The sequence below is a fragment of the Arthrobacter sp. Ha26 genome (genome assembly GCF_059091705.1).
Genome location: NZ_JBNHGX010000002.1, coordinates 280,121 through 305,045, shown reverse-complemented (window position 1 = coordinate 305,045; position 24,925 = coordinate 280,121). Strand labels below are relative to the sequence as shown.

24 protein-coding genes are annotated in these 24,925 nt (G+C 66.1%); 12 read left to right on the top strand and 12 right to left on the bottom strand.

Going from position 1 to position 24,925, the window contains the following annotated elements:
• Positions 1 to 29: 29 nt before the first annotated feature.
• The gene (locus tag AC5RVY_RS06930) at positions 30 to 938 is read left to right on the top strand and encodes a spermidine synthase (RefSeq protein WP_493953967.1); all 909 of its coding nucleotides are present in this window, start codon (positions 30 to 32) and stop codon (positions 936 to 938) included.
• A gap of 1 nt (position 939) precedes the next feature.
• Here the strand turns inward: AC5RVY_RS06930 and AC5RVY_RS06925 are convergent, their stop codons facing one another.
• Positions 940 to 1,845, bottom strand: coding sequence for a LysR family transcriptional regulator (locus AC5RVY_RS06925; RefSeq protein ID WP_493953966.1), 906 nt, complete (start codon positions 1,843 to 1,845; stop codon positions 940 to 942).
• Between the two features lie 289 nt (positions 1,846 to 2,134).
• On the opposite strand from AC5RVY_RS06925, the gene AC5RVY_RS06920 reads away from it, so the two are divergent.
• Entirely contained in the window at positions 2,135 to 2,884 is a 750-nt protein-coding gene (locus tag AC5RVY_RS06920) for a 3-hydroxybutyrate dehydrogenase (protein WP_493953965.1), read from the top strand.
• A 4-nt stretch (positions 2,885 to 2,888) separates the two neighbouring features.
• Here AC5RVY_RS06920 and AC5RVY_RS06915 read toward each other — a convergent pair whose 3' ends face one another.
• On the bottom strand, positions 2,889 to 3,152 hold the full coding sequence (locus AC5RVY_RS06915) for a hypothetical protein (RefSeq protein ID WP_493953964.1): 264 nt from the start codon (positions 3,150 to 3,152) through the stop codon (positions 2,889 to 2,891).
• 237 nt (positions 3,153 to 3,389) lie between these two features.
• Complete coding sequence (locus tag AC5RVY_RS06910; protein ID WP_493953963.1) at positions 3,390 to 3,779, bottom strand: winged helix-turn-helix transcriptional regulator; 390 nt, start codon at positions 3,777 to 3,779, stop codon at positions 3,390 to 3,392.
• A gap of 97 nt (positions 3,780 to 3,876) precedes the next feature.
• Here AC5RVY_RS06910 and AC5RVY_RS06905 point away from each other — a divergent pair, with 97 nt between their 5' ends.
• On the top strand, positions 3,877 to 4,740 hold the full coding sequence (locus tag AC5RVY_RS06905) for an SDR family oxidoreductase (RefSeq protein WP_493953962.1): 864 nt from the start codon (positions 3,877 to 3,879) through the stop codon (positions 4,738 to 4,740).
• A gap of 43 nt (positions 4,741 to 4,783) precedes the next feature.
• Here AC5RVY_RS06905 and AC5RVY_RS06900 read toward each other — a convergent pair whose 3' ends face one another.
• Positions 4,784 to 5,419, bottom strand: coding sequence for a LysE family translocator (locus AC5RVY_RS06900; protein WP_493953961.1), 636 nt, complete (start codon positions 5,417 to 5,419; stop codon positions 4,784 to 4,786).
• A 116-nt stretch (positions 5,420 to 5,535) separates the two neighbouring features.
• Entirely contained in the window at positions 5,536 to 7,056 is a 1,521-nt protein-coding gene (locus tag AC5RVY_RS06895; protein WP_493953960.1) for an amino acid permease, read from the bottom strand.
• 293 nt (positions 7,057 to 7,349) lie between these two features.
• Between AC5RVY_RS06895 and AC5RVY_RS06890 the strand changes: the two genes are divergently transcribed.
• The 5 genes from AC5RVY_RS06890 to AC5RVY_RS06870 all read left to right on the top strand — a co-directional run bounded on the left by AC5RVY_RS06890 (position 7,350) and on the right by AC5RVY_RS06870 (position 13,313).
• Entirely contained in the window at positions 7,350 to 8,183 is an 834-nt protein-coding gene (locus tag AC5RVY_RS06890; RefSeq protein WP_493953959.1) for an IclR family transcriptional regulator, read from the top strand.
• Positions 8,184 to 8,387: 204 nt separating this feature from the next.
• Positions 8,388 to 10,085, top strand: a complete 1,698-nt coding sequence (gene hutU, locus AC5RVY_RS06885; RefSeq protein ID WP_493953958.1) for a urocanate hydratase — start codon at positions 8,388 to 8,390, stop codon at positions 10,083 to 10,085.
• A 103-nt stretch (positions 10,086 to 10,188) separates the two neighbouring features.
• Positions 10,189 to 11,781, top strand: a complete 1,593-nt coding sequence (hutH, locus tag AC5RVY_RS06880) for a histidine ammonia-lyase (RefSeq protein WP_493953957.1) — start codon at positions 10,189 to 10,191, stop codon at positions 11,779 to 11,781.
• Positions 11,782 to 11,944: 163 nt separating this feature from the next.
• Complete coding sequence (locus AC5RVY_RS06875; RefSeq protein ID WP_493954269.1) at positions 11,945 to 12,181, top strand: hypothetical protein; 237 nt, start codon at positions 11,945 to 11,947, stop codon at positions 12,179 to 12,181.
• A gap of 214 nt (positions 12,182 to 12,395) precedes the next feature.
• On the top strand, positions 12,396 to 13,313 hold the full coding sequence (locus AC5RVY_RS06870; protein WP_493953956.1) for a fumarylacetoacetate hydrolase family protein: 918 nt from the start codon (positions 12,396 to 12,398) through the stop codon (positions 13,311 to 13,313).
• Here AC5RVY_RS06870 and AC5RVY_RS06865 read toward each other — a convergent pair.
• Genes AC5RVY_RS06865 through AC5RVY_RS06850 form a run of 4 tightly spaced genes read right to left on the bottom strand, consistent with a single transcriptional unit; the run spans position 13,310 to position 16,855 of the window.
• Positions 13,310 to 13,702: a universal stress protein gene (locus tag AC5RVY_RS06865; RefSeq protein ID WP_493953955.1), complete on the bottom strand. Its 393-nt coding sequence runs from the start codon at positions 13,700 to 13,702 to the stop codon at positions 13,310 to 13,312. The genes AC5RVY_RS06870 and AC5RVY_RS06865 overlap by 4 nt on opposite strands.
• Entirely contained in the window at positions 13,699 to 15,345 is a 1,647-nt protein-coding gene (locus tag AC5RVY_RS06860; RefSeq protein ID WP_493953954.1) for a tripartite tricarboxylate transporter permease, read from the bottom strand. Before AC5RVY_RS06860 ends, AC5RVY_RS06865 begins: the two co-directional genes overlap by 4 nt.
• The gene (locus AC5RVY_RS06855; protein WP_493953953.1) at positions 15,345 to 15,848 is read right to left on the bottom strand and encodes a tripartite tricarboxylate transporter TctB family protein; all 504 of its coding nucleotides are present in this window, start codon (positions 15,846 to 15,848) and stop codon (positions 15,345 to 15,347) included. The genes AC5RVY_RS06860 and AC5RVY_RS06855 overlap by 1 nt, the downstream gene beginning before the upstream one ends.
• Positions 15,845 to 16,855 carry a Bug family tripartite tricarboxylate transporter substrate binding protein gene (locus AC5RVY_RS06850; RefSeq protein ID WP_493953952.1) on the bottom strand — a complete coding sequence of 337 codons (1,011 nt, stop codon included), beginning with the start codon at positions 16,853 to 16,855 and terminating at the stop codon, positions 15,845 to 15,847. Before AC5RVY_RS06850 ends, AC5RVY_RS06855 begins: the two co-directional genes overlap by 4 nt.
• Before the next feature lie 297 nt (positions 16,856 to 17,152).
• Between AC5RVY_RS06850 and AC5RVY_RS06845 the strand changes: the two genes are divergently transcribed.
• Both AC5RVY_RS06845 and AC5RVY_RS06840 read left to right on the top strand, forming a co-directional pair.
• Positions 17,153 to 18,751, top strand: coding sequence for a sensor histidine kinase (locus AC5RVY_RS06845; protein WP_493954268.1), 1,599 nt, complete (start codon positions 17,153 to 17,155; stop codon positions 18,749 to 18,751).
• The gene (locus tag AC5RVY_RS06840; protein ID WP_493953951.1) at positions 18,748 to 19,416 is read left to right on the top strand and encodes a response regulator; all 669 of its coding nucleotides are present in this window, start codon (positions 18,748 to 18,750) and stop codon (positions 19,414 to 19,416) included. The genes AC5RVY_RS06845 and AC5RVY_RS06840 overlap by 4 nt, the downstream gene beginning before the upstream one ends.
• Before the next feature lie 31 nt (positions 19,417 to 19,447).
• Here AC5RVY_RS06840 and hutG read toward each other — a convergent pair whose 3' ends face one another.
• On the bottom strand, positions 19,448 to 20,401 hold the full coding sequence (gene hutG / locus AC5RVY_RS06835; protein WP_493953950.1) for a formimidoylglutamase: 954 nt from the start codon (positions 20,399 to 20,401) through the stop codon (positions 19,448 to 19,450).
• A gap of 184 nt (positions 20,402 to 20,585) precedes the next feature.
• On the opposite strand from hutG, the gene AC5RVY_RS06830 reads away from it, so the two are divergent.
• Complete coding sequence (locus AC5RVY_RS06830) at positions 20,586 to 21,890, top strand: cation:proton antiporter (RefSeq protein WP_493953949.1); 1,305 nt, start codon at positions 20,586 to 20,588, stop codon at positions 21,888 to 21,890.
• Between the two features lie 18 nt (positions 21,891 to 21,908).
• Here the strand turns inward: AC5RVY_RS06830 and AC5RVY_RS06825 are convergent, their stop codons facing one another.
• The gene (locus AC5RVY_RS06825) at positions 21,909 to 23,351 is read right to left on the bottom strand and encodes an NCS2 family permease (RefSeq protein ID WP_493953948.1); all 1,443 of its coding nucleotides are present in this window, start codon (positions 23,349 to 23,351) and stop codon (positions 21,909 to 21,911) included.
• Positions 23,352 to 23,463: 112 nt separating this feature from the next.
• Between AC5RVY_RS06825 and AC5RVY_RS06820 the strand changes: the two genes are divergently transcribed.
• Entirely contained in the window at positions 23,464 to 24,069 is a 606-nt protein-coding gene (locus AC5RVY_RS06820) for a copper resistance CopC family protein (RefSeq protein WP_493953947.1), read from the top strand.
• Between the two features lie 6 nt (positions 24,070 to 24,075).
• Here AC5RVY_RS06820 and AC5RVY_RS06815 read toward each other — a convergent pair whose 3' ends face one another.
• Positions 24,076 to 24,702, bottom strand: coding sequence for an NAD(P)-binding protein (locus AC5RVY_RS06815; RefSeq protein WP_493954267.1), 627 nt, complete (start codon positions 24,700 to 24,702; stop codon positions 24,076 to 24,078).
• Positions 24,703 to 24,925 lie beyond the last annotated feature (223 nt).

Sequence of the window (24,925 nt, the reverse complement as noted above, 5' to 3'; positions counted from 1 at the left end):
TGAAGCATGACTGAATTGCGGCACGGGTAATGGCAAAACGCGGAAGGTCAGGAGGCCGGAACAGCATCCGCGCGGTCGCCGGCGTGGTGGAGGTACCTGCAGGTTCCCGGCCCAGCGGACCCGTTGAAGGCGTGTACTACATCGACACCGGCGACTGCGAGCTGATCGCGGACCAGGACAACTCCACCGGCTGGCTCCTGAAGATCAACGGTGTGATGAGCTCGCACATCGACCTTGCGGACCCGCTGTTTTTGGACTTCGAGTACATGCGTTGGATGGCGGCGCTCATCGAGTCGCGCTGGCCGGCGTCGGGCGTTTCCGGCACCAGGCACAAGCTCCGCGGCCTGCACCTGGGCGGCGGCGCCTGCTCGCTGGCCCGCTACTTCCACGCCGTCTACCCCGAAGCCCGGCAAGTGGTGGTGGAGCTGGACGGCAAGCTGGCGGAGTATGTGCGGGGCTGGTTCGATCTGCCCAAAGCGCCGCTGCTGCGCCTGCGGATGGGGGAGGCCCGCGAGGTCACGGAAACGCTAACCCCTGAAACGCGGGACTTCATCATCCGTGACGTCTTCGCCGGCTCCCTCACTCCGCGTCCACTGACCACGGCGGAGTTCAACCAGCACGTCAAGCGCGTCCTGGCTCCCGGCGGGCTCTACGTAGTGAACTCCGGCGACGCCCCCGATCTTAGGAACGCCCGCGAGGACGCCGCCACCATCGCCGCTGCCTTCAAATACACCGTGATCATCGCGGACCCCGCCATGCTCAAGGGCCGCCGCTACGGAAACATGGTGATGGCCGGCAGCGACGTGCCCTTCGGCGACGACCCCCAGCTGCACCGCCGCCTGCTGGGCGGAGCCGCGCCGGCCCACCTCTGGGACGACGACCAGGTCCGGGCCTTCGCTGCCGGCTCAGCAGTCCGCCACGACCCGCCGGGGGAGTAGTTCACGTTCCGGGGCCCCGCCCCAGCAGCCAATTCCGGTGCTCCGCCATCTGCTTGCGCAGCGCGTGCACCACGGCAGCCACCGCCGGACGGCGGAGTGAGTCCGGCCGCAGCACCATCCAGTAGGGCAGCAGTTCGGCGATCTCCGTGGGCAGCAGGCGGACCAGGTCCTCGTGCAGGTCGCCCATAAAACAGGGCAGGAAACCGATCCCGGCTCCGGCGCGGGTTGCTTCCACGTGGACAAAGACGTTAGTGGAGGTCAGGCCGTCGCGCATGGCGGGGACCAACCGGCGGGGTGCGTCCAGGTCGTCCACCTGCAGCATGGAGTCCACGAAATAGACCAGGGGGTGCTGGTTGAGGTCCTCCACGGTGGCCGGCGTTCCATGCTCGGCCAGGTAGGCACGGGAGGCGTACATCCCCAGCATGTACTCGCCCAGCCGCACGGCCTCGGCCCGATGCACCTGCGGTTCGCCCACCACCACTTCGATGTCCAGCCCGGAGCGCTGCTGCAGCGCCCGGCGGGTCATGGTGACCACCTCGACGCTCAGCCCCGGATGGGCGCGCCGAAGCCGAGCCACGGCGGGAGCTGCGATGTAGGCGCTGAACCCGTCGGTGGCCGTCATGCGGACGACGCCAGTGATGGGGTCGGGTGCCTGTCCCGAAGCTCCCAGCGTGCCCACCGCAGCCTCCACCTGTTCGGCGACCTGCACCGCCCGGGCACCGAGGTCGGTCAGCTCCCAGCCCCCGGTGGCCCGGGCCAGGACCCTGCCGCCGAGCGACTTCTCCAGTGCGGCGATCCGCCGTGACACGGTGGTGTGGTTGAGTCCCAAGGCCTGTGCCGCCGTCGTAAATTTAGCCGAACGGGACACGGCGAGGAGGACCAGCAAGTCGTCCGGGTTCGCTTTCATGTCTGCAATTCTGCACATACTTCGTGCCCGATTGGGCATTGATGGTCCGTGTTCGTGCAGCAATACTCAGGGAAGCCAGTAAGTGCCGGCAACCACGGCACGTGTCATCGTGGACACCAAGGAGAGACCCCCATGAGCCTGCATGCGTTGATGTACGCCGGCCAGCCCGCCGTCATGGCCGGATTGTTCCCCACCCGGATGCGCTGCTACGGCGTATCCCTGCCCGCCAGGATCCGATGAGCTGCCGAGGCGGCTGGACACCCTGATGGACGAGCGCAAAGGAACTGCAATGGAAAATACTTTGAACGGACGCAAGGCGCTGGTCACCGGCGGAGCCAGCGGAATCGGCGCAGCATGCGTGCGTGAACTTGCCGCACGCGGTGCGAAAGTGGTGGTGGCCGACGTCGACGCCGCCGGTGCCGCGGCCCTCGCGGACCAGGTGGGGGGCACCTCCTGGGCGGTTGACCTGCTGGACGTGGACTCGCTCGCCACCCTGAGCCTGGACTGCGACATCCTGGTGAACAACGCCGGGATCCAGCGCATCAGCCCCATCGAGGAGTTCGATCCGGTGCAGTTCCGCCGCATCATCGCCTTAATGCTGGAGGCGCCGTTCCTGCTGATCCGGGCCGCCCTGCCACACATGTACACCAACGGGTTCGGGCGCATCATCAACATCTCGTCCGTGCACGGGATCCGTGCCTCGCCGTTCAAGAGCGCCTACGTTTCGGCGAAGCACGGCCTGGAAGGGCTGAGCAAGGTGACGGCGCTCGAAGGCGGCGACCACGGCGTGACGTCCAACTGCATCAACCCCGGCTACGTCCGCACCGCGCTTGTGGAGAAGCAGATCGCGGACCAGGCCCAGGTACACGGCATTCCCGAATCGGAGGTGCTGGCGAAGGTGATGCTCACGGAGTCGGCCATCAAGCGCCTGGTGGAGCCCGAGGAAATCGCGTCCCTGGTTGGTTGGCTGGCCTCCGACCACGCCGGCATGGTCACCGGAGCCAGCTACACCATGGACGGCGGCTGGTCGGCGCGGTAGGAACTCAATCCAGCTGCCGGAGCTGCCGGTGGTCGCAGAACACCACTCCGTGGGCGGTTTTCACGCCCACGGAGTTTCTCTCCCGGAACACCACTATTCCCTCGATCCGGCCGCTGAACGGATCGTCCCCCACCACAGCTTCCCCGATCTTGTAGGGTGACCTCGGCGCCAGGGCGGACCTTGCCCGATTCCATGCCTTCCCCGCGGCAGTAGCGAGGCTGATGGGCCGGCCCATGCCTGCCGGGTCGTTCACGAACGCTCTGACCATGCGAACCAACTCCTTGCGGGCGGCAGCGCAGCTGCCCACTGGCGGTGCAGGTAACCGGAACGCTCCCAGCAGAGGGCGGCCCTCCCATTCCGGTTGGCACCTTACGCCAAAGCTAGGCGCTATTCACACCAGTAACACCAGTAACATGTACCCGCTTTTTGAGGGCAGGCATACTTGCTTCTGCACCTGCCATGGTTCGAGTGTCCTTGCGGCCGGATCGGCGCTGGTCGCTGACAATCAGCGCTGGCCGTTGACGATCTCTTCGGCGTTCTCGAACGCCCAGGCGACCAGCGGAACCAGCAGGCCGCTCAGTTCATAGCCGCGCTCAGTCAGGCTGTAATCCACCCGCGGCGGAATGACAGGCTGGGCTTTGCGGCTGACCAGGCCGTCACGCTCGAGGGTCTTGAGGGTCTGGGCCAGCATCTTTTCACTGATGCCCTCGGCCCGCCTGCGCAGTTCGCTCCACCGCTGCTCACGCTCTGACAACGCCAGGAGGATCAACACTCCCCATTTGCTGGTGATGTGGTCCAACACTGTCCGGCTGGGGCATCCGGCCGGGAAAACGCCGTCGGCCAGCGCCGCGGGAAGGAGTGCGGAATGCCCGGGATTGGCAGTACTCACTTCCATGTCAGTACCTTACCTTAAAGTGCGTACTCTCTTTCGGGAAGCATCTGCCGTGCACCGTGGTTGTGCCCCATGAACAAACCCGAACGGAAGGCACATCATGAGCATCGTTATTACCGGAGCAACCGGCCAGCTGGGCCGCCACGTAGTCCAGGCACTGCTGGAGCGCAATGTTCCCGCGCAGGAGATCGTGGCCGCCGGGCGCTCGATTGGGAGACTCGCAGACTTCGCGGAGCGCGGCGTCCAGGTCAAGGCCATGGATTACGCGGATCCCGCCTCGGTGGCCGAGGCGCTGAAGGGCGCCACTAAAGTCCTCCTCATTTCCGGCAGTGAGGTGGGCCAGCGGGTTGAGCAGCACCGCACCGTTATCGAGGCCGCCAAGGCGGAGGGTGTGGAATTGCTCGGCTACACCAGCATCGCCAACGCGGACACCACGGAAATGAAGCTTGCTGCCGAGCACCGGGCAACGGAAGCCATCCTGCGGGAATCCGGTGTTCCTTTCGTCCTCCTGCGCAACGGCTGGTACCTGGAGAACTACACGGACCAGCTGGCAGGAACGCTTGCCCAGGGCGCCATCGCCGGAAGTGCGGGGGAGGGACGCGTCAGCGCGGCGTCCCGTGCCGACTACGCCCACGCGGCTGCCGCTGTCCTGGTTGCCGACGGGCAGGCCGGCAGGATTTACGAGCTGGGCGGCGACGAGCCGTTCAGCATGGCGGAGCTGGCTGCCGAGATCACCGCCGCCGCAGGAAAGCACATCTCCTACCAGGACCTCCCGGCACAGGAATACGCCGGAATGCTGGCCGGCTTTGGCGTGCCGGCGGCGTTCGCCGACATCCTCGCCGACTCGGATCTCGGCATTGCCCGCGGCGACCTCCTGGTCAGCAGCGGGGACCTGCGCAAACTGATAGGCCGCCCGGCCACTTCCCTGGGCGAGGCTGTAAAGACCGCCGCCGCCTCTGCCTGACCTTGCTGGCACGCCTGGCTGCCCGGCCATCCGGGCCGGGCAGCTAGGACTTGGTTCCTGTCAGGGCCAGGGTGCCGCCCAGGCCGATCATCAGCGCCCCGCCGGTTGCCTCTATGGCCGAAATCCGGCGGGGCGAGCGGGCAAACCACTGCCGGGCCGAACCGGCGGCTACGGCCCAGAGGCTGTCCGAAACCAGCGCTATCAGCAGGAAGACCAGGCCCAGCAGCGCCAGTTGGAACGGAATCGCGCCGGCCGGGTAATCGACAAACTGCGGCAGCACGGCGACGAAGAACACCACCGATTTCGGATTGGTGGCACCCACCACCAGGCCCTCAGCCACCAGGCGCAGGGGCCGCGGGTCAACGGGCCGGTGGCCGGGCGAGCTAAGGTCCCGCCGGTGCCGGATGGCCTTGATGCCCAGGTAAATAACGTACGCGGCGCCCGCCAGCTTTACCGTGTTGAACAGGACCACGGACTGGGCCACCACAAGGCCAACGCCGAGTGCCACCGCTGCAACCTGCACCAACTGCCCGGTCGCGTTTCCCAGTACGGTAAGGACGCCGCCCTTCCAGCCGAGGGCCAGGGACCGGCCGATCACGAACAGGACGCTTGGGCCGGGAACTGCGATGAGGATCACCGCTGCCAGGGCAAACGCCATCAGGTTGGACAGTGGAACCATGCCTGATCCTAACCCCGGAAGGGAGCACCGGGCACTGCCTGGGGCTCCCTGCCCTTGGACCCGGTTCGCGGGACCCGGTTTGCCGGACGCAGCCGGCGGGATGCAGCCGGCGTGACTCAGTCCCGTCCGGGCACCGCGTTCGCAGCCCGCGAACCTGCCCCTGCCGTGGCAACCACCGGCAGTGGTGACGTTTCGTCCACCAGTTCGGCCCGCCGTCGTCCGTCACCCTTGATCCACACACGGTACGCAAGGACGAGAAGCGCCAGCCACGCACCGCCCACATAGAGGGCGATCCTGGTGTCTTCAAAGGCGCCGAGGACGGCGATCACCAGCGCCATAAAGGCAATGGTCAGGACCGAGGCTGCAGGCCACCAGGGCGAAGGGAATTCCGACGCCGGCAGGCCGCTTCGCGCAATTTCGCGCTTCATGGCTACGTGGGAAGCAAGGATCATCACCCAGACCCACACGGTGGCAAACGTTGCGATCGATGCGATGAGGATGAAGACGTCCTCGGGGATGACAGCGTTCAGGACCACACCCACCAGGAGGATCGCCGCCATCATCACCACCGTCATCCAGGGCACGCCGTGCCGGGACACCTTGCCGAAAGCGGCGGGGGCGTGGCCCTGGCGGGAGAGCCCAAAGAGGATGCGTCCGGCGCCGAAGATATCGCTGTTGATGGCGGAGAGTGCTGCGGTGATCACCACGGCGTTCAGGATGTGCGGGGCGGCCGGGATGCCCAGTCCGCTGAAGATCTGCACGAAGGGGCTGCCGCTGCTGCCGATTTCATTCCAGGGAAAGAGGCTCATGAGCACACCCAGGGTGAGGACGTAGAACAGCAGGACGCGGACGGGGACGGTGTTGACTGCCTTGGGGATCACCTTTTTGGGATCGGCGGCCTCGCCGGCGGTGATGCCCAGGGTCTCGATCCCGCCGAACGCGAACATCACCACAGCGAAGGAAGCCAGCAGTCCTTCGAAGCCGAATGGGAAGAACCCGCCGTGCTCCACGAGGTTGCCCAGGCCGGGCGTGACAGTGGAACCGGCAGCCTGGAAGCCGAAGGTGATGATGGCCGCGCCGCCCGCGATCATGGCGATGATTGCCGCGACCTTGATGAGTGAGAACCAGAACTCAAGTTCGCCGAAGACCTTCACGCTCAGCAGGTTCAGTGCGGCCAGGAAGAAAATGATCGCCAGGATCCACACCCAGCGCTCCACCTGCGGGAACCAAAAACCCATGTAGATACTGAACGCCGTGACGTCTGCGATGGCCACGATGGCCATTTCGAAAACGTACGTCCAGCCCGTGACAAAGCCGGCCAGCGGGCCAAGGTAGCGGCTGGCGTACTGGCCGAAGGAGCCGGAGACCGGATGGCGCACGGCCATTTCGCCCAGCGCGCGCATCACCATGAATACCGCAGCGCCGCCGATGATGTAGGCGAGCAGGACGGCCGGGCCGGCTTTCTGGATCGCGGAGGCTGAGCCGTAAAAGAGCCCTGTGCCGATCGCCGAGCCCAGGGCCATGAACCGGATGTGGCGCACGTTCAGCCCCCGGTTCAGGACGCTTCCGACGGCGGCAGCGGGGGTCTGCCTTTCGGCGGCGCTATCGTTCCTGGTTGGGGTTGGTGCTGGTTGCATACAAATACCTTCTCGTCTTTGGGAGGTGGGCCGGTAACCAGCAGACCACTTCCGGGCACGGCGTGATGAGCCTCACGGGGGCTTGGTGTCTTTCATGCCAGACGATCTGCTGTTTCCTGTCTTTGGTTGTTCCTGATCCAACTTTTGACCCGGGGTCCGGTAGCCGGCAGTTGTCTGGTATTAGAGACAACGGGTGCCACCTCCTGCGCGTCCGGAGGAGCAGGAGGACGCATGCTTAAGTACGGGATCCCGGATAGCGCCGGGATTCAGAACCACATCCGAAGGAGGGTCCGGTGTTAGCTACCGAAGCGAGGCCGCAGGCCGGGGTCGAGCCAAAAGCGGCTTCAAAGGCGGCGTCAAAGGTCCCCGCTGCCGAAAACACGCTGCGCATCCTCAAATTGCTGGCTTCCCGCAGGGGACCGATGGCGGCGTCACAAATTGCCTCCACCCTTGGCCTGCCCCGGTCCAGCGTCTACCACCTTCTTGGTGTGATGGAGGCGAACGGGTTCGTGCTGCACCTGCACGAGGAACAGCGGTACGGGCTCGGCATCAGCGCCTTCGAACTCAGTTCCGCGTACTCCCGCCAGGAGCCGCTGTCCCGGCTCGGCCGGCCCCTGCTTGCGAGCCTCGTGGATGTCCTCGGGGAGAGCGCCCACCTGGCCGTGCTCCATGGCCGGGACGTGCTGTATATCGTGGAGGAGCGGGCCAAGAACCGCCCGTCCCTGGTGACCGACGTCGGCGTCAGGCTGCCCAGCCACCTCACCGCCAGCGGCCGGGCCATCCTGGCCGCGCTGCCCAAATCCCAGGTGCGCGCGTTGTACCCCAACGCCGCCGCCTTCACGGCCCGGCACGAAGTGCAGGGCGCCATCATGAAGTATTCGGCGCTGTCTTCCCACCTGGACCAGGTCCGGCAGCGCGGCTACGCCACCGAACACGGCGAAGTGACCCCCGGCTTCGGCTCCATCGCCGCCGCCGTGACAGACCACCTGGGGTGGCCGACGGCGGCAGTCGCCGTGACGTTCCTCGAGGACAAGGTGCCCGCGGAGGAATGGCCGGTGCTTGCCGGCCGCGTCCAAAAAGCCGCCGACGAACTCTCGCTCCGACTCCACGGCCGCCCCGGCAAGTAGCGCCTACCCCGCACGTTGCCCTATCACTTCTGGTCGTCATCCGGGCCTTTTGGCAACCAATAGTGATAGCGCAACGTGCGGGCGGGCGGACGTCTGGAATACCGGACAGCACCCATCGGAAACCCCTGTGAAGCCCCGTTCCCAAGGGTTTTAGTTGATACAGAACTTCTTTCAAACCACAGACACCAACGAATAGGAGCCACCATGGCACCCGCCGATTTCACCACCGGTGCCCGCCCGGTCAAAGCTGCCCGCGGCACCGCGCTCACCGCGAAGTCCTGGCAGACCGAAGCCCCGCTGCGCATGCTGATGAACAACCTGGACCCCGAGGTGGCCGAGCGCCCGGATGACTTGGTGGTTTACGGCGGCACCGGCCGCGCTGTCCGGTCCTGGGCCGCGTTCGACGCCATCACCCGCACCCTCGAAACGATGGAAAAGGACGAGACGCTCCTGGTCCAGTCCGGCAAGCCCGTGGGTGTGTTCCGCACCAACGAATGGGCACCGCGCGTGCTGCTGGCCAACTCCAACCTCGTCGGAGACTGGGCCACCTGGCCCGAATTCCGCCGGCTCGAGGCCGAGGGCCTGATGATGTACGGCCAGATGACCGCCGGCTCCTGGATCTACATCGGCACCCAGGGCATCCTGCAGGGCACCTTCGAGACCTTCGCGGCAATCGCCCGCAAGCTCACCGGCGACGAGAACGGCACACTGGCCGGCACCCTGACCCTCACCGGCGGCTGCGGCGGCATGGGCGGGGCGCAGCCGCTGGCCGTCACGCTGAACGACGGCGCGTGCCTGATCGTCGACGTCGACGAGACCCGCCTCCGTCGCCGGGCCGGCAAGCGCTACCTCGACGAAGTGGAAACCGATCTCGACGCCGCCATCGCCAAGGTCCTGGCGGCCAAGGAAGAGCGCCGCGGCTGGTCCGTGGGCTACGTGGGCAACGCCGCCGAAGTGTTCCCCGAGATCCTGCGCCGCCACAAGGCCGGCGAACTCACCGTGGACATCGTCACCGACCAGACCAGCGCCCACGATCCGCTGTCCTACCTGCCCGAAGGCATCTCCGTGGACGAATGGCACCGCGAGGCAGAAGCCGATCCTGAAGGCTTCACCAAGAAGGCCCAGGCCTCCATGGCAAAGCACGTCCAGGCCATGGTCGAATTCCAGGACGCCGGCGCCGAGGTCTTCGACTACGGCAACTCCATCCGCGACGAAGCCCGCAAGGGTGGCTACACCCGGGCCTTCGAGTTCCCCGGCTTCGTTCCCGCCTACATCCGCCCGCTGTTCTGTGAAGGCCTGGGCCCGTTCCGCTGGGTGGCGCTCTCCGGCGATCCCGAGGATATCCGGGTCACTGATGAGGCCATCAAGGAACTCTTCCCGGAGAACAAGCACCTGCACCGCTGGATCGACGCCGCGCAGGAACGCGTTGAATTCGAGGGACTGCCGGCGAGGATCTGCTGGCTGGGTTACGGCGAACGCGCCAAGGCCGGACTCCTGTTCAACCAGCTGGTCAAGGAAGGCAAGGTCAAGGCACCCATCGTGATCGGCCGCGACCACCTTGATTCCGGCTCCGTCGCTTCCCCCTACCGCGAAACTGAGGCCATGGCCGACGGTTCCGATCCCATCGCCGACTGGCCCATGCTCAACGCCCTGCTCAACACCGCTTCCGGTGCCACCTGGGTCTCGCTGCACCACGGCGGCGGGGTAGGCATCGGCCGGTCCATCCACGCCGGCCAGGTCTCGGTCGCCGACGGCACCGACCTCGCGGCGCAGAAGCTCGAACGCCTCCTCACCAACGACCCCGGCATGGGCGTCATCCGCCACGCCGACGCCGGCTATGACCGCGCCCTCGACGTCGCCGAAGAACGAGGCGTCCGCATCCCCATGCAAGAGTCCCGCTAACCCAGGCCTGATCTCTCATCGATTGCTCCGTAACCGCCGTTTTGAGCTCTGGAAAGGGCATCTACGGAGCAATCGATGGAAACCCCTCAACAAGGAACTTCAAATGACTGCCATAACCCACGAACCGCTCACCGTCACCCTCGGCTCCAGCGGGGTCACGCCCGAGGACGTCGTCGCCGTCGCACGCCACAATGCCAAGGTGGCACTCTCCGAGGAAGCCCTCGAAACGGTTGCCAAGGTCCGCGCCCACATCGACGACCTCGCGTCCAGTGAGGTCCCGGCCTACGGCATCTCCACCGGCTTCGGCGCGCTGGCCAACCGACACATCCCCAACGAACTGCGCACCCAGCTCCAGAAGAGCCTGATCCGGAGCCACGCCGCCGGCATGGGCCCGGCCGTGGAACGCGAAGTGGTGCGCGGCATCATGTTCCTGCGCGCCAAGACCCTCGCCTCCGGCCGCACGGGCGTCCGTCCCGTAGTCCTGCAGACCATGGTGGATGTACTCAACGCCGGAATCACGCCGCTGGTCCGCGAGTTCGGATCGCTCGGCTGCTCCGGTGACCTCGCCCCGCTGTCCCACTGCGCCCTGGTGCTCATGGGTGAGGGCCAGGCCGAAGGCCCCGACGGCGAACCCTACGGCGTACCCGGCCGACCGTCCGTCGCCGAACTCCTCGCCGACCATGGCATCGAGCCCGTCACGCTCGCCGAAAAAGAAGGCCTGGCACTGGTCAACGGCACTGAGGGCATGCTGGGCATGCTCCTCATGGCCATCGCCGACCTTCGCCAGCTGCTGACGACGGCGGACATCACCGCCGCGCTCAGCGTCGAGGCCCTGCTGGGCACCGACCAGGTGTTCCTTCCGGAGCTGCATGCCGCATTGCGTCCCCACCCCGGGCAGGCCGCCAGCGCCGACAACATGCTCCGCGTACTGTCCAACTCGCCGATCGTGGCCTCCCATAAAGTGGGGGACTCGCGGGTGCAGGACGCCTACTCGCTCCGCTGCGCCCCGCAGGTGGCGGGCGCTGTCCGCGATACCGTTGACCACGCAGAGCTGGTGGCCTCCCGCGAACTGGCCGCCGCTATCGACAACCCGGTGGTCCTGCCCGATGGGCGGGTAAGCTCGAACGGCAACTTCCACGGCGCCCCGGTGGCATACGTCCTGGATTTCCTGGCCATCGCCGTCGCGGACCTGAGCTCGATAGCCGAGCGGCGGACGGACCGGATGCTGGATCCGGCCCGCTCCCATGGCCTCCCCGCATTCCTGGCGGCTGATCCCGGTGTGGATTCCGGCCTGATGATCGCCCAGTACACCCAGGCCGGCCTGGTGTCCGATAACAAGCGGCTTGCTGTCCCGGCCTCCGTTGACTCCATTCCGAGTTCGGCCATGCAGGAGGACCACGTCTCCATGGGGTGGCACGCTGCCCGCAAACTGCGGAAGGCAGTGGAGAACCTGCGCCGCGTCCTGGCCATCGAACTGGTGACCTCCGCCAGGGCCCTGGACATCCGCACGCAGCTCTCGGGCGGCGTGCTGACCCCCGGGCCCGTGGGTGGCGCCGTCGTCGCTGCCCTCCGCGGTGTGGTGGACGGCCCCGGGACGGACCGCTTCCTGTCGCCGGAACTGGAGGCGGCTGACCGGCTGGTCGCTGAAGGAGAGGTACGCAGGGCAGCCGAATCCGCCGTCGGCCACCTCGCGTAAAGCGGAAGAATCTTCAGTCTCAAAGCGCTAACCGTCCGCCTGGTGAAATTTCCGACGACACGGACATCGGGCGGACGGGGAGTGTAGTAGAACTGAAGGTGTAGTGAAAGTCACATCAAAGAGGCTGTGGCGGAAGAACATATACAAAGGGGTAGAAGTTCACATGAAAGCACGTGGGGCAGTCCTATCAAGGCGCAATGCCCATTCCGCCGTCGTTTCCGACTGGAGGGCCCTCCAGGCCGGGGAACACGTCGAGATCATCAAGCAGGCGCATGTTGTAGCCACCGGGGAGGTGGAAGAAGTATCCCAGAGCGGCAACGTCCTCTGGCTTGTACCGGCTGGTCCGACTGAGAAGCAGCTCTTTTTGAAGTCCGACGGCGTTCAGGTGCGCCGCGGCTGATAGTTTTGCGGTACTGCAAACCAAAGTCCCCGCCCTGCGTGCTGCAGGGTGGGGACTTTGTTTGTGCGAGAGCCATAGGCGCCCGGCGCAAACAGGCGGGCGGCGATGGCCTCTGCAGGCGCAGTCACAATCGGCGCGGTGGCGAACTCCCTCCGGCCTCCGACACCATAGGTGTAAGCACTTATAACGGGACGTCAAACAGAAGGAAATCCCTATGAAGATTATGCGCCTCGGGGAAATCGGCAAGGAGCAGCCGGCCGTCCTGGCATCGGACGGAGAGGGGAACGAAGAGTACTTCAGCCTGCTGCCCCTGACCGGGGACGTTGACGGTGCCTTCCTGGCCGGAGGAGGTTTCGGGAAGGTGCGGGACGCTTTGGAGGCGGGCGTTTTGCCGGTCCTGGACGGAGCAGCGGGCCTGCGCATCGGCGCTCCGGTGGCCCGTCCCGGAGCAGTGGTGGGCATCGGCATGAACTACGCTGCCCATGCGGCTGAGTCAGGCTCCGCGCCGCCTGAGATTCCTGTGGTGTTCCTCAAGCCGACCAACACCGTGACCGGGCCGTACGACCCCGCCCCCATTCCGCCCCGGTCCAGCAAATACGACTGGGAGGTGGAGTTGGGCGTAGTGATCGGCAAGGAGGCCAGCTACCTGGAGTCCGTGGAGGCAGCCAGGGACTGCATCGCCGGTTATCTCGCCGCCAACGACTTCTCCGAGCGTGAATACCAGATTCCCGGAGCGGCGGGCCAATGGACCAAGGGGAAGTCCCTGCCCGGTTCCACGCCGCTTGGTCCGTGGCTGGTTGCGGCGGAGGAGATTCACGCCGGCAACCTGCGCCTGCGCAGCTGGGTCAACGGCGAACGCCGGCAGGACTCGTCCACCTCCGGCATCATTTTCGACGCCGCCACCCTGGTCCACCACTGCAGCCAGTACATGCAGCTGGAGCCCGGTGATGTGATCATCACCGGGACTCCAGAAGGTGTTGCGCTCAGCGGCCGCTTCCCGTACCTGCAGCCGGGGGACGTCGTCGAGGTTGAGGTTGAAGGCCTCGGACGCCAGCGCCAGGAACTGTACCGGGCAGGCCTGCCAGGTGCGGTGCCGGAGCAGCAGTCACCGGAACAGCTTCAGTCCAGCTAGCCCGCCTTCACCGCCAGGACCGGACAATCCGCCTCCAGCAGGATCCGCTGGGACACGCTGCCCATAATGAGCTTGCCTACCGGGGTCCGGCGCCGCAGGCCGATCACAATCAGCTCGGCGTTGGTCTCCTCCGCGGCATCCAGGACCTCGGCGGCGGCATCGTGGCCACGGACCGGCTGCTTGATCACGTGGTCGATGCCCTGGGTGGCCAGGCGGTCCTCAATGCTCTGGATCTCCGGCTCCTGGACGTAGCGGTTGTCCACCAGCGCGTCGCCCTTGGACGAGTTGATGACCAACAGTCTCGTATTGTTCTTACGTGCTTCGGTGATCGCCTGGGTCAGGGCTGCTTCACCCTCGGGGGTCGGGACGTATCCCACAACGATGGTCATGGTTGCTCCTTCTTGTCTGCGTGGACGGCTTCATTGTCCCGGTGGGCAGGGCCGGCTGAGTGGACCGGGTGATCCTCCGCGACTGGCGGTTTTGCGGCTGCGGAGCTTCCTGACGGAGCGGCTGGAGCTGCGGGCACTGCGGTTGCCCTCGCCCTTGCCGGGCGGCTCCGCCGGATCAGCTTGAAGAGCAGCGGCCACAGCAGGATGAGCGCAACGATGATGTAAACAACGATGGCGATCGGCTCGCTGAGGAGCCCGGCCGGATCACCGGCGCTGAGCTGCAGGGTCTTCCGGAGCTGGCCTTCGATGCGCGGGCCCAGGATTACGCCCAGGATCAGGGGCAGGACGGGCAGTCCGAAGCGCCGCATCATGAACCCGAGTGCGCCGAGGACCAGCAGGATCGCCAGGTCGAATGACTGCAGGTTAACCGAGTATGCGCCCAGGGTGGCGAAGAACAAGATGCCTGCGTACAGGTACGGCCGGGGCAGCTGCAGGAGCTTGGCCCACAGGGGTGCCAGTGGCAGGTTGATGATCAGGAGCAGGAAGTTGCCGATGAAGAGGCTTGCGATCAGTGCCCACACCAGCGGTCCCTGGCTCGAAAACAGCTGAGGGCCAGGCTGGATGCCGTAGGAGGTGAAGGCTGCAAGCATCACGGCTGCGGTGGCGTTGGTGGGCAGGCCGAGGGCCAGCATTGGAGTCAGCGTGCCGGCGGCGGCAGCGTTGTTGGCTGCCTCAGGGCCGGCGACGCCTTCGATCGCACCCTTGCCGAACTCTTCCGGATGCTTGCTGAGGCGCTTTTCCGTGACGTAGGAGAGGAAAGTGGGGATCTCCGCACCACCGGCGGGAAGGGCGCCGAACGGGAAGCCGAACGCGGTTCCGCGAAGCCATGGCTTCCAGGAACGCTTCCAGTCCGATTTGCCCATCCAGGGTTGTCCCACCGGGATAGCGTGCAGCGGGGTGCGGCGCAGATGGGCCGCCACCCATAGGGCCTCGCCCACGGCGAAGATGGCAACTGCCACCACCACGATGTCCAGGCCGTCGGCAAGCAACGGCTGGCCGAAGGTCAGGCGGCGCTGTCCGGTCACGGAGTCGATGCCCACGAGGCCGATGGCCAGGCCGAGCGCCAGCGAGGCAAAGCCGCGGAGCCGGGACGACCCCAGGACCGCGGTGACAGCCAGCAATGCCAGGACCATGATGGCGAAGTAGCTGGGGGCGCCCAGGCTGACGGCGAACTGGACCACGATCGGTGCGCAGACTGCCAGCAGGGCGGTGCCGATGGTACCGGCAACGAACGAGCCGATTGCCGCCGTCGCGAGCGCCTGGGCGGCCCGTCCGGCTTTGGCCATTTTGTTGCCCTCGATCGCCGTCACCACTGACGACGATTCGCCTGGCGTGTTCAGCAGGATGGAGGTGGTGGAGCCGCCGTACATGCCGCCGTAGTAGATGCCCGCGAACATAATGAACGCGCTGGTGGGTTCCAGTGCGTACGTGACCGGTAGCAGCAGTGCCACGGTCATGGCCGGGCCGAGCCCGGGGAGGACGCCGACGGCGGTGCCCAGGATGACGCCGATCACGGCGTAGAGGAAATTCATGGGAGTCAGGGCGGTGGCGAAACCGTCCATCAGGGAGGACCAGACGTCCATTAAAGGATTCCTTCCAGGAGTCCGGCGGGCAGTGCGATGCCGAGGCCGAGGTAGAAGCCGTAGAAGGTCAGCAGGGACAGGGCCACGGAGATGATCCCGTCGCGGATGTAGTGCCTGCTCCCGAGGGCCAGGACGGAGCCCCAGAACAGGGCAGTGCCGGAGATGACCCATCCGGCCCAGTCGATGAGCAGGATGTTCAGGATAAAAGCGCCGGCCAGGGGCAGGACGGTCTTCCAGTCGGCGGGGTGGGTGAGGTCCACGTCTTCGCCGCCTTCGGCTTCGCCCTGGCCGCCCCGGAGCACGTTGATGGCCAGCAGGATGGCGCAGACCACCAGCAGGCCGGCCACGATGTAGGGAACGGTTTTGGGACCGACCGGATCGGATTGGGAATACGGGGTTACCAGGCGGTTGGCGTCCACGAAGACCAGGACGCCGGCCGCGCCGAGCAGGAGTGCAACTCCCAGCTCGGCGCGGCCTTTAAGGCCTGTGGTCAGGGAGCTCACGCCAACCCAAGCTTGGTCAGCACATCCGCCACCCGCTTGTCCTGCTCGGTGAGGAAGGACTTGAACTCGTCGCCGGTGATGAAGGCGTCGGTCCAGCTGTGCGTCTTCAGCGCTTCCTTCCAGCCCTCGGTGCCGTGCATCTTCTCAAGGGCGGCAATCAGCTTGGTCTTGTCCTCGTCGCTGATGCCCGGAGGGGCCACGACGCCGCGCCAGTTGGTGAACACGAGGTCGATGTTGGATTCCTTCAGCGTGGGAGCATCCACGCCCTCCAGCCGCTTGTCACCGCTGGTGGCCAGGACCCGCACTTCACCGGACTGGATCTGCTGCAGGTATTCGCCTGCACCGGAGGCCGCGAAGCCAAGCTTGTTGCCCAGGATCGCCGGGAGCAGGTCGCCGCCGCCGTCGTAAGCGACGTAGTTGACCTTGGTGGCATCGATGCCCACGGCGCCCGCGAGCTGCATGGGGAGCAAGTGGTCCGGGCCGCCGGGGGAGGAGCCGCCGCCTACGGAGATGGACGCGGGATCGGCCTTCCAGGCCTTCACGAGGTCATCGATGGTCTTGTACGGGGAATCCTTGCTGACCATGATGGCGCCGGGTTCCTCGATGAGCCGGGCCAGCGGGGTGGTCTCGGTCAGCTTTGACTCGGACTTGTTGGTGTAGCTCGCGCCCACCACGCCAAGGCCCATCAGCATGGTGAGGTCCCCGTTGCCCTTTTCGTTCACCACGCGGGCCAGGCCAACGGTGCCGCCGGCGCCGGCGAGGTTGAAGACCTCGGTGTTGGTGGAGATCTTCTCGTCGTCGAGGACCTTCGCTGCTGCGCGGGCGGTGGTGTCATAGCCGCCGCCCGGCGTGTTGGGGACCATGATCTGCAGTCCGGTAATGGGTCCGGCGGCAGCGCCGGAGCTTTCCGAACCGGTGGAGCTCTTTCCGGTGGCCCCGCAGCCGGTGGCCATCAGGGCGATGCCGGCGGCGACGGCGGCAATTCGCAATGCGCGGATCTGGCGCATGGTGTTCCTCTTCTCATGAAAATGATCAGCAAGACTGACTTGGTGATTCGATGCTAGGTTCCGCGGTGATGCCGGTCACTCTTATGTACGCAGAGAAAGTTAAGTTCATTGCGTTCACGTTTCACGGAACCAACCGGCGCTCTTCTCCGGCGTTGAAAAGCCTGCAATCGCCGGCTCCGGCGCTGGCTGCGGTATAGTTCCCGTACCTCCGCGCAGCGGCCGAAAATGCCGTCGGCTGGCCGGAACTACTTTTCTGAACCATCCAAAGGACCAACAACAGTGACTCGACGAAGAGGGATGTCCCTTGCGGGGCAGTACCTCGTGCTGCAGTTGCTGATCGTGTTGGCGGTCCTTGTGGCCGTGGTGGCCATCTCCCTGGCGCAGTCCGCCGCCACGTTCGAGCGGGTGGAGGGCCGGCGCGCGCTCTCTGCTGCCGAGGCCCTGGGCAACAATCCGGCGGTCCGCGAATTGCTCCCTACTGCGCAACCACGGGAGGGCGCAGCCCTTCCGGCCGTGGCAGAGGCCGTCCGGACGCTGTCCGGATCGTCCCAGGTGGCATTGGCGAAACTCGACCGCACGGTAGTGGCCTCCTCGGACCCGGGACTGCTGGGCGGGAAGCTGGAGATTGGCCCGAGCCGGGTCATGGAGGGCCGCGCCTGGACCGGTGTGGTGGCGGAAAGCAGCGCCGCGGTCCTGTCCGCGCATGTGCCCGTCCTCAATGACGAGGGGAAGATGATCGGCATCGCCGCCATCAGCAGGAACTATCCCACCACCCTTGAGCGGCTGGGGGATGCCGTTCCCAATCTGCTCACCTACCTTGGCGTGGCCAGTGTCCTGGGAGTTGCAGGCTCCCTGCTGCTGTCCAGGCGCGTCAAACGCCAGACCCTGGGCATGGAGCCCAGCGAGATCACCGGGCTGGTGGAGAACCGGGAAGCCATGCTGCACGGGCTCAAGGAAGGTGTGGTGGCACTGGATCCGAACGAGCGGATCACAGTGGCCAACGACAGTGCCCGTGAGCTGTTGGGGCTGCCGGCAGACTGCGTGGGCAAGAAGGTGGCGTCGCTTCCGGTGGACCCGGCGCTGAAGGTGGTCCTGACCCGGGAACAACCAGGTTCGGACCAGCTGGTGCTGGTGGGGGAGCGGCTGGTGGTGCTGAACCGGGTTCCCATCAGGTCCCGTGGCCGCGAAATCGGCTCTGTCACCACGCTGCGCGACAGGACCGAGCTGTCGTCGCTGGAGCGGGAGCTGGGCGCCACGCGCACCGCCACGGACACGTTGCGGGCCCAGGCCCACGAGTTCGCCAACCAGCTCCATGTGATCTCGGGCCTGATCCAGATCGGCGAATACGACTCGGTGGTGCAGTTCGTCAACGGCGCCACCGTGGACCGGACCAGGCTCAACGATGAAGTCACCAGCCGGATCCAGGACCCCGCCCTCGCCGCCCTGCTGATTGCCAAATCCAGCCTTGCCACGGAACGCGGGGTGGCGCTGCAGCTGGACCCCGAGTCCGCCCTGCACCCGGTCAGCGATGACCTCTCCCGCGACCTCACCACAGTGGTGGGGAACCTCGTGGACAACGCGTTCGACGCCGTCACGGGACTTCCGAATGCCGTCGTCAGGGTGCTGGTGGAGGAGGGCAGGGACGAGGTCACCGTCACCGTCCGCGACACCGGCCCTGGCGTCCCGGACGAAGCACGGGAGGAGATTTTCCGCCAAGGGTTCACCACCAAGGAAGCGGGCACCGCAGACGGGCGGGGCTTCGGCCTGGCCCTCTCCCGGGTGGTCTGCCGGAGGTCCGGGGGCGATCTCACGGTAGCCAATGACAACGGAGCAGTTTTTACCGCCCGGTTCACCCGAGGCGCAACCCAACCCAAAAGAGGTAGAACGAAGCCATGATCAAGGTGCTGATCGTCGACGACGACTTTATGGTGGCCAAGGTCCACGCCGGCTTCATCCAGCGCACGCCCGGCTTCGGAGTAGTGGGCGTGGCACAAAACGGCGCCCAGGCCGTGATCGAAACAGAACGGCTGCAGCCGGACCTGGTGCTGCTGGACATCCACCTCCCGGACATCAATGGGCTGGACCTGATGCATAAGCTGCGCGACGTCGCCCCGGACCTGGACGTGCTGGTGATCAGCGCAGCCCGCGAAGTGGAAACCGTGCGCAAAGCGCTGCGTGGCGGCATTGTGCACTACCTCATCAAGCCGTTTTCCCAGTCGGACCTGCAGGAGCGGCTGGAGCATTACCGCAGCGCATACCAGGGCCTGGATTCGGCCAAGGACGTGGCGGAGCAGTCGGACGTTAACAGGGTGTTCGGCCTGGACCGGACGGAGCGGCCGCTGCCGAAGGGCTGCAGCATCGAGACGCTGAAGCTGGTGGAAGCCGCGCTCAAGGCCGCTGAAAGTGACCTGTCCGCGGCCGAGGTTGCGGAGCAGTTGGGGACCTCCCGTGTCAGCGCACGCCGCTACCTCGAGTACCTGCATGACGAAGGAACGCTGGACGTGCGGCTCAAATACGGGGTGGGCCGCCCGGAACGGCGCTACCTCCTAAAAGGGCAGTAGTCGTTCAGGCCAGTAGCCCCGAAAGGGCAGCTCAGCGCAGCAGGGTGTCGATCAGGCGCGCGGCAACCTTCGCTGTCCTGCCGTCAATATCGAAGTCGGGGTTCAGTTCGGCAACGTCGAGGTGCAGCAGCTTCCCGGACCGGGCCACCTGGCAGCACACGGCAGAGATGACGGGAAGCGGCACACCGTACGCTGCGGGTGCGCTGACGCCCGGTGCGACCGCCGCCGGCAGCACATCAAGATCGATGGTGAGGTAGAGGACGTCGATGCCCGCAAGGAATCCTGCCACGAAGTCCCGCACCTGCTCCTCGCCGCAGTCCTCATCCAGCAGGTACCGCACGCCCAGCTTCCCCGCCGTGTCGAACAGGGCGCGGGTGTTGTTGGGCTCGGAGATTCCGACGACGGCGTAGCGGAAGTCGCGCCCTGCGGCCGCCTCCGCGCGGGCCATCTGGAGGAACGGCGTGCCCGAGCTGGGGACGGGCTCGTCGCGCAGGTCGAAGTGGGCGTCGAGATTCAGGACTCCCAGCCGCAGGCCCTCCCGCACCGCCGAGGATGCGGCGACGCCGGAGTAGCTGGCATAGGCGGTCTCGTGGCCGCCGCCCAGCACCACGGTGAGCCGGCCGGCGTCGAGCATTGCCGCCACTGCGCGGCCGGCACGTTCCTGGCCGTCTTCCAGGCCGGAGCCGGAGACCACTACATCACCGGCATCCGCAACGGTGCGGTCCAGGTGGAATGCCAGTGGGCCCAGGGCCGCGCGCAGTGCGGCGGGTGCAGCGGCAGCGCCCGTCCGGCCCTTGTTCCTGCGCACTCCCTCGTCGCTGCAAAAGCCAAGCAGCGCGGCTGGTTTCGTTTCGAACCCTGCGGGAGCGCCGCCGTCGTACGCCTCAACCGCCTGCCACCAGCGGCGGTGCTCCGCGCCGTCGCCGTCGAACCTTCCGGTCCAGGGCTGGGGCGGGACGTCGACGGCAGGCAGGAAGGCAGGCATGTTCCAAGCTCACCGCATCGCGGCGGCGAAAACCAGCAAGGCCGGCGTGGTGGTGTCCGGAATTCAAGAACCTGGCCACCGGAAACCCGAACCGGAGAGGCTAAGGTGGAGCGAAGCCCATCGGGGACCGAAGAGCCATCTCGCGCCAGCAATGCGCAGTCAACCCAGGCCGGAGACCAGCACCGTGTTTGAAGCCCCCAACGTCCTGTTTGCCGCTGCTGGACTTGCCGTGTTCATCGCCGCAGTGCTGCCCAAGCTGCTGCGGGACATGCCCTTCTCCATGCCCATGGTGTTCCTGGGGGCGGGCATGGGGGCCTTTGCGCTGATCCCCACCCTTCCCGATCCGGACCCGATAGCCCACGCCGACTTTGTCCTGCACCTTTCGGAAGTCTGCGTGATCATTTCGCTGATGGGCGCGGGGCTGGCCCTGGACCGGCCCGTGGGGCGGCGGCTTTGGTCCACCACATGGCGGTTACTGGGGATCGCGATGCCGCTGTGCATCATCGGGTTGACCCTGCTCGGGCTGTGGTTCCTCGGCCTGGGCCTTGGCGCCGCCCTGCTGATAGCGTCCAGCCTGGCGCCCACGGATCCGGTCCTGGCCTCCGAGGTGCAGGTGGGTGAGCCGGCCGACGACGACGGCGGCGCCAACAAGGAGGACGAGGTCCGCTTTGGCCTGACATCGGAGGCAGGACTTAACGATGGCCTGGCGTTCCCGTTCGTCTACCTTGCCATCGCCATCAGTATCGTCGGGGCTTCCCCGTCGGCCTGGTTTCCGCAATGGTTCGCTGTGGATGTGCTGTGGCGGCTCGCCATCGGGCTGCTCTTGGGCTTTATCACCGGCAAGGTCCTGGCCAGGCTCTTCTTCTCTGCCCGTGCCGACAGCCTGCGGCTGTCCAACCACTCTGAGGGTTTCGTAGCACTTGCCGCCACGTTCCTGGCCTACGGCGTCACCGAGATGGTTGAAGGCTACGGATTCATCGCAGTGTTTGTTTGCGCTGTAACCATCCGTGCCGCGGAACGCACGCACGGCTACCACCGGATCCTGCACTCCTACGTGGAGCAGTTGGAACGGCTGCTCACCGTGGTGATCCTGGTCCTGCTGGGCGGCGCCATCGCTCGGGGACTGCTTGACGGAATCGGCTGGGCGGAGGTGCTGGTGGCCCTCGCCTTCCTGCTGGTGGTGCGTCCCCTGGCAGGATGGCTGGGGCTGCTGGGCGGCAAGACCGGCCCACGGGAACGGATTGCCCTCTCGTTCTTTGGGATCCGGGGAATCGGCTCGCTGTACTACCTCTCCTACGCGCTGGGCAAGGGCGAGTTCGGCGGCCAGGCGGAGTGGCTGTGGGCTTTTGTGGGGCTGGTGGTGGCGCTCTCGATCGTGATTCATGGCGCCACCACTTCACCGCTGATGAACCGGCTGGACAGGCTCCGGGTGAAAAAGGCCCGCGCCGTGTCCGGCGATGAGGGGCTTGCTCCCAACACGCCGGTCTAAGCGGTGGGCGGCCGGCTGCTACATGCCGACCGCGGCCTCGATGGGGCCGATCGCGAAGAACAGCAGGAACGCCCCGGCCACTGCCCACATCAGGGGGTGGATGTCCTTCACCCGGCCCTGGACGGTGCGGATCAGGACGTAGGCGATGAACCCTGCGCCCAGGCCGTTGGCGATGGAGTAAGTGAACGGCATCAGCGTGAACGTCAGGAAGGCGGGGATGGCGATGCCCCAGTCCTGCCAGTCAATCTTGCCCACTTGGGAGACCATCATGAAGCCCACCACCACCAGGGCCGGAGCCACGGCTTCGAAGGGAACCAGGTTGATGAGCGGGGTGAAGAACATGGCCACGAGGAACAGCAGCCCTGTGACGATCGAGGCGATGCCCGTGCGGGCACCTTCGCCGATGCCGGCACCGGCCTCAACGTAGATCTGGTTGGAGGACACCGACGCGCCGCCGCCGGCGATCGCGCCCAGGGCATCCACCTGCAGGACCCGGTCGACGTCGGGGATGTTGCCGTGCTCGTCCACGGTTCCGGCCTCGTTGGCCAGGCCCACCATGGTGCCCATGGCATCGAAGAAGATGCTCAGGAGGATGACGAAGGCCAGCAGGGTGGCGGCCACAAAACCCAGGTGTTCGAAGGCGCCGAACGGGTTGGCCTTGCCGATCAGGGAAAGGTCCGGTGCAGCCCATTCGCTGAAGGTGGGAGCCACCAGGGACCACCCCTGCGGGTTGAAGGGCTTGCCCGGCTGGACGCTGGGACCGATGTGCAGCGTCACCTCCACGATCACGGCAATCACGGTGGAGGTGATGATGCCGATCAGGATGGCGCCCTTGACCTTCCGCACCACCAGCGCGATGGTCAGGATCAGTCCGAACACAAACACGGCCGTGGGCCAGCCCAACAGTTTGCCTTCAAAGCCAAGGCCCACCGGGACCGTGGTGCCGGCGACGTCCGGGATGCGGCGGACGAATCCGGCGTTGACCAGCCCGATCAGCGCAATGAACAGCCCGATGCCTACCACGATCGCCGTCTTGAGGCCCTCCGGGACGGCCTTGAACACGGCGGTGCGGAACCCGGTGAGGACCAGGATCAGCATGGTGACACCGGACATCACCACCAGGCCCATCATGTCCGGCCAGGTCAGGCCGGGATTGGTGGCAACGGTGACCGCCACAAAGGCGTTGACCCCCAGCCCGGTGGCCAGCGCGAACGGGTGCCTGGCCCATGCCCCCATCAGGATGGTGAGGATCCCGGCAACAAAGGCGGTGACGGCGGCAACGGCGGGAAACCCGAGTGTGGTGCCGCTGGAGTCCGGGCCGGAAAGGATGAGGGGGTTCAGCACCACGATGTAGCTCATGGCGAAGAAGGTGGCGAAGCCGCCGCGGATTTCGCGGGACAGGTTGGAGCCGCGCTCGGTGAGCTTGAAATACCGGTCCAGGGCAGAGCCTTGCTTAAGCATTAGTCCTCCGGGGAATCTGTGGGGATACCTGAATCCTATGGGGGCTCCGGCTGGCTGCCCGTCAATTTCGCCTAGTCTGTTAGGAAGCCAACACCAAGGGAGCAGTCCAAGCATGGGTTCCATCCGCCGCCAGTTACTGAGTTTTGTGCTCGGGTCCTTCGTTTGTGCCGCCGCTGTCCTGGGACTGGCCGGTCCTGCCGGGGCGCACGACGCCGCCGAGTCCAGCAGCCCCGCCCAGGGGGCCTCGGTGGCCGTGGTGCCGGAGCAGGTCTCGGTTACTTTCAGTAACAACCCGCTGGGAATCGGTTCCTCCTTCTCCATCAAGGACGCCTCGGGGACGGAATGGGCTGACGGGGCCGTGCAGATCGTGGACAGCGTGGCCAGCCAGAAGCTGAAGGCCGGAGCGCCCGCCGGGAAATATACGGTTGCCTGGCGGGTGGTCAGCTCTGACTCGCACCCCATCGAGGGGACATTCACCTTCACTGCCGCTACGGCTGCCGGAGGGGCTGCTCCGGCAGCCGGTACGACGGCGGCGGCAACAGTCCCGGCCATCGGCACCGCCCAGCCGGGACAGACAGCGTCGGCGGATCCGGCAGGCTCCGGCGAGCCGTTCCAGTGGAGCATCGTCATTTTCGCCGCGGCTGCGGTGGGTTTGCTGGTCGCGCTCGCCGTCCTGGCCCGCCGCCGGCTGACTACGGGCACGGACGACGAGCCCTAAGCGGCGCTAGCAGGGCAGGATCGTCAGGCTTCCGGTGAACGGGGACGGAACGCTGTCCCCGTTGACCTTGGCGGAGATGGCGTGGCCTACCGTTTTGGCCTGGCGCAGCACTTCTTTGGGGGACGGGGTGATCAGTTCGCCCACGCCTACCAGGTAGATGCCAATGGCACGCATGGCAGCAACGAGGTTGCGTCCCACCGCGATGCCGAAGTCATTGATCATCCGCCGCAACTGGCTGTGCGCGCAGCGCGTCAGAACGATGTGATCGGCCACCAGGATGCCGGTGGGGGTGTGCACCTCCCATTGGGAACCGGTGGCGCCCGGGCCAGTCCGCTCCACCATGGTCAACTGGACAGCGCGGGTGGTGCTTCGGACATCAACTTCGTGGCTGGCGGCATAGTTGCGGAGGTGGCGCAGGATCTCATTCCGTTCCCGCAGGGTGGCGGGATCCGCGGCGTCGCAGCGTTGTAGGGAAGCTGTGTTGGCCGGTTGCGCTGCACCCAGGATGTCCAGTCCGTCAACCACAATTGAATCAACTCCGCGGCGGCACAGTTCGGCGGCCACGGCCAGACCGGACAGGCCCGTGCCAATGATCACAGTGGTGGTCTGCTCGGTCCCGGCATTCCCAGGCATGGTTGACACTACAGGTTTCCCTCCTTCGAAGATTCGGCAGGTGCAGGCGTCGTCGCCTGCGCGCGTCCCTTTACCCCCAAAGTCCGGCCGCAGTGCATTGGCGGGCAGCTCTGACTGGAATGGCAGCTGGCGTCCCGGACCAACAATGTCCTGAAGACTACAGAACAATTTCAATGGTGGATAGCCCAATCCGGAAACATTCTCCTGCGGGTGAACGCGCTTT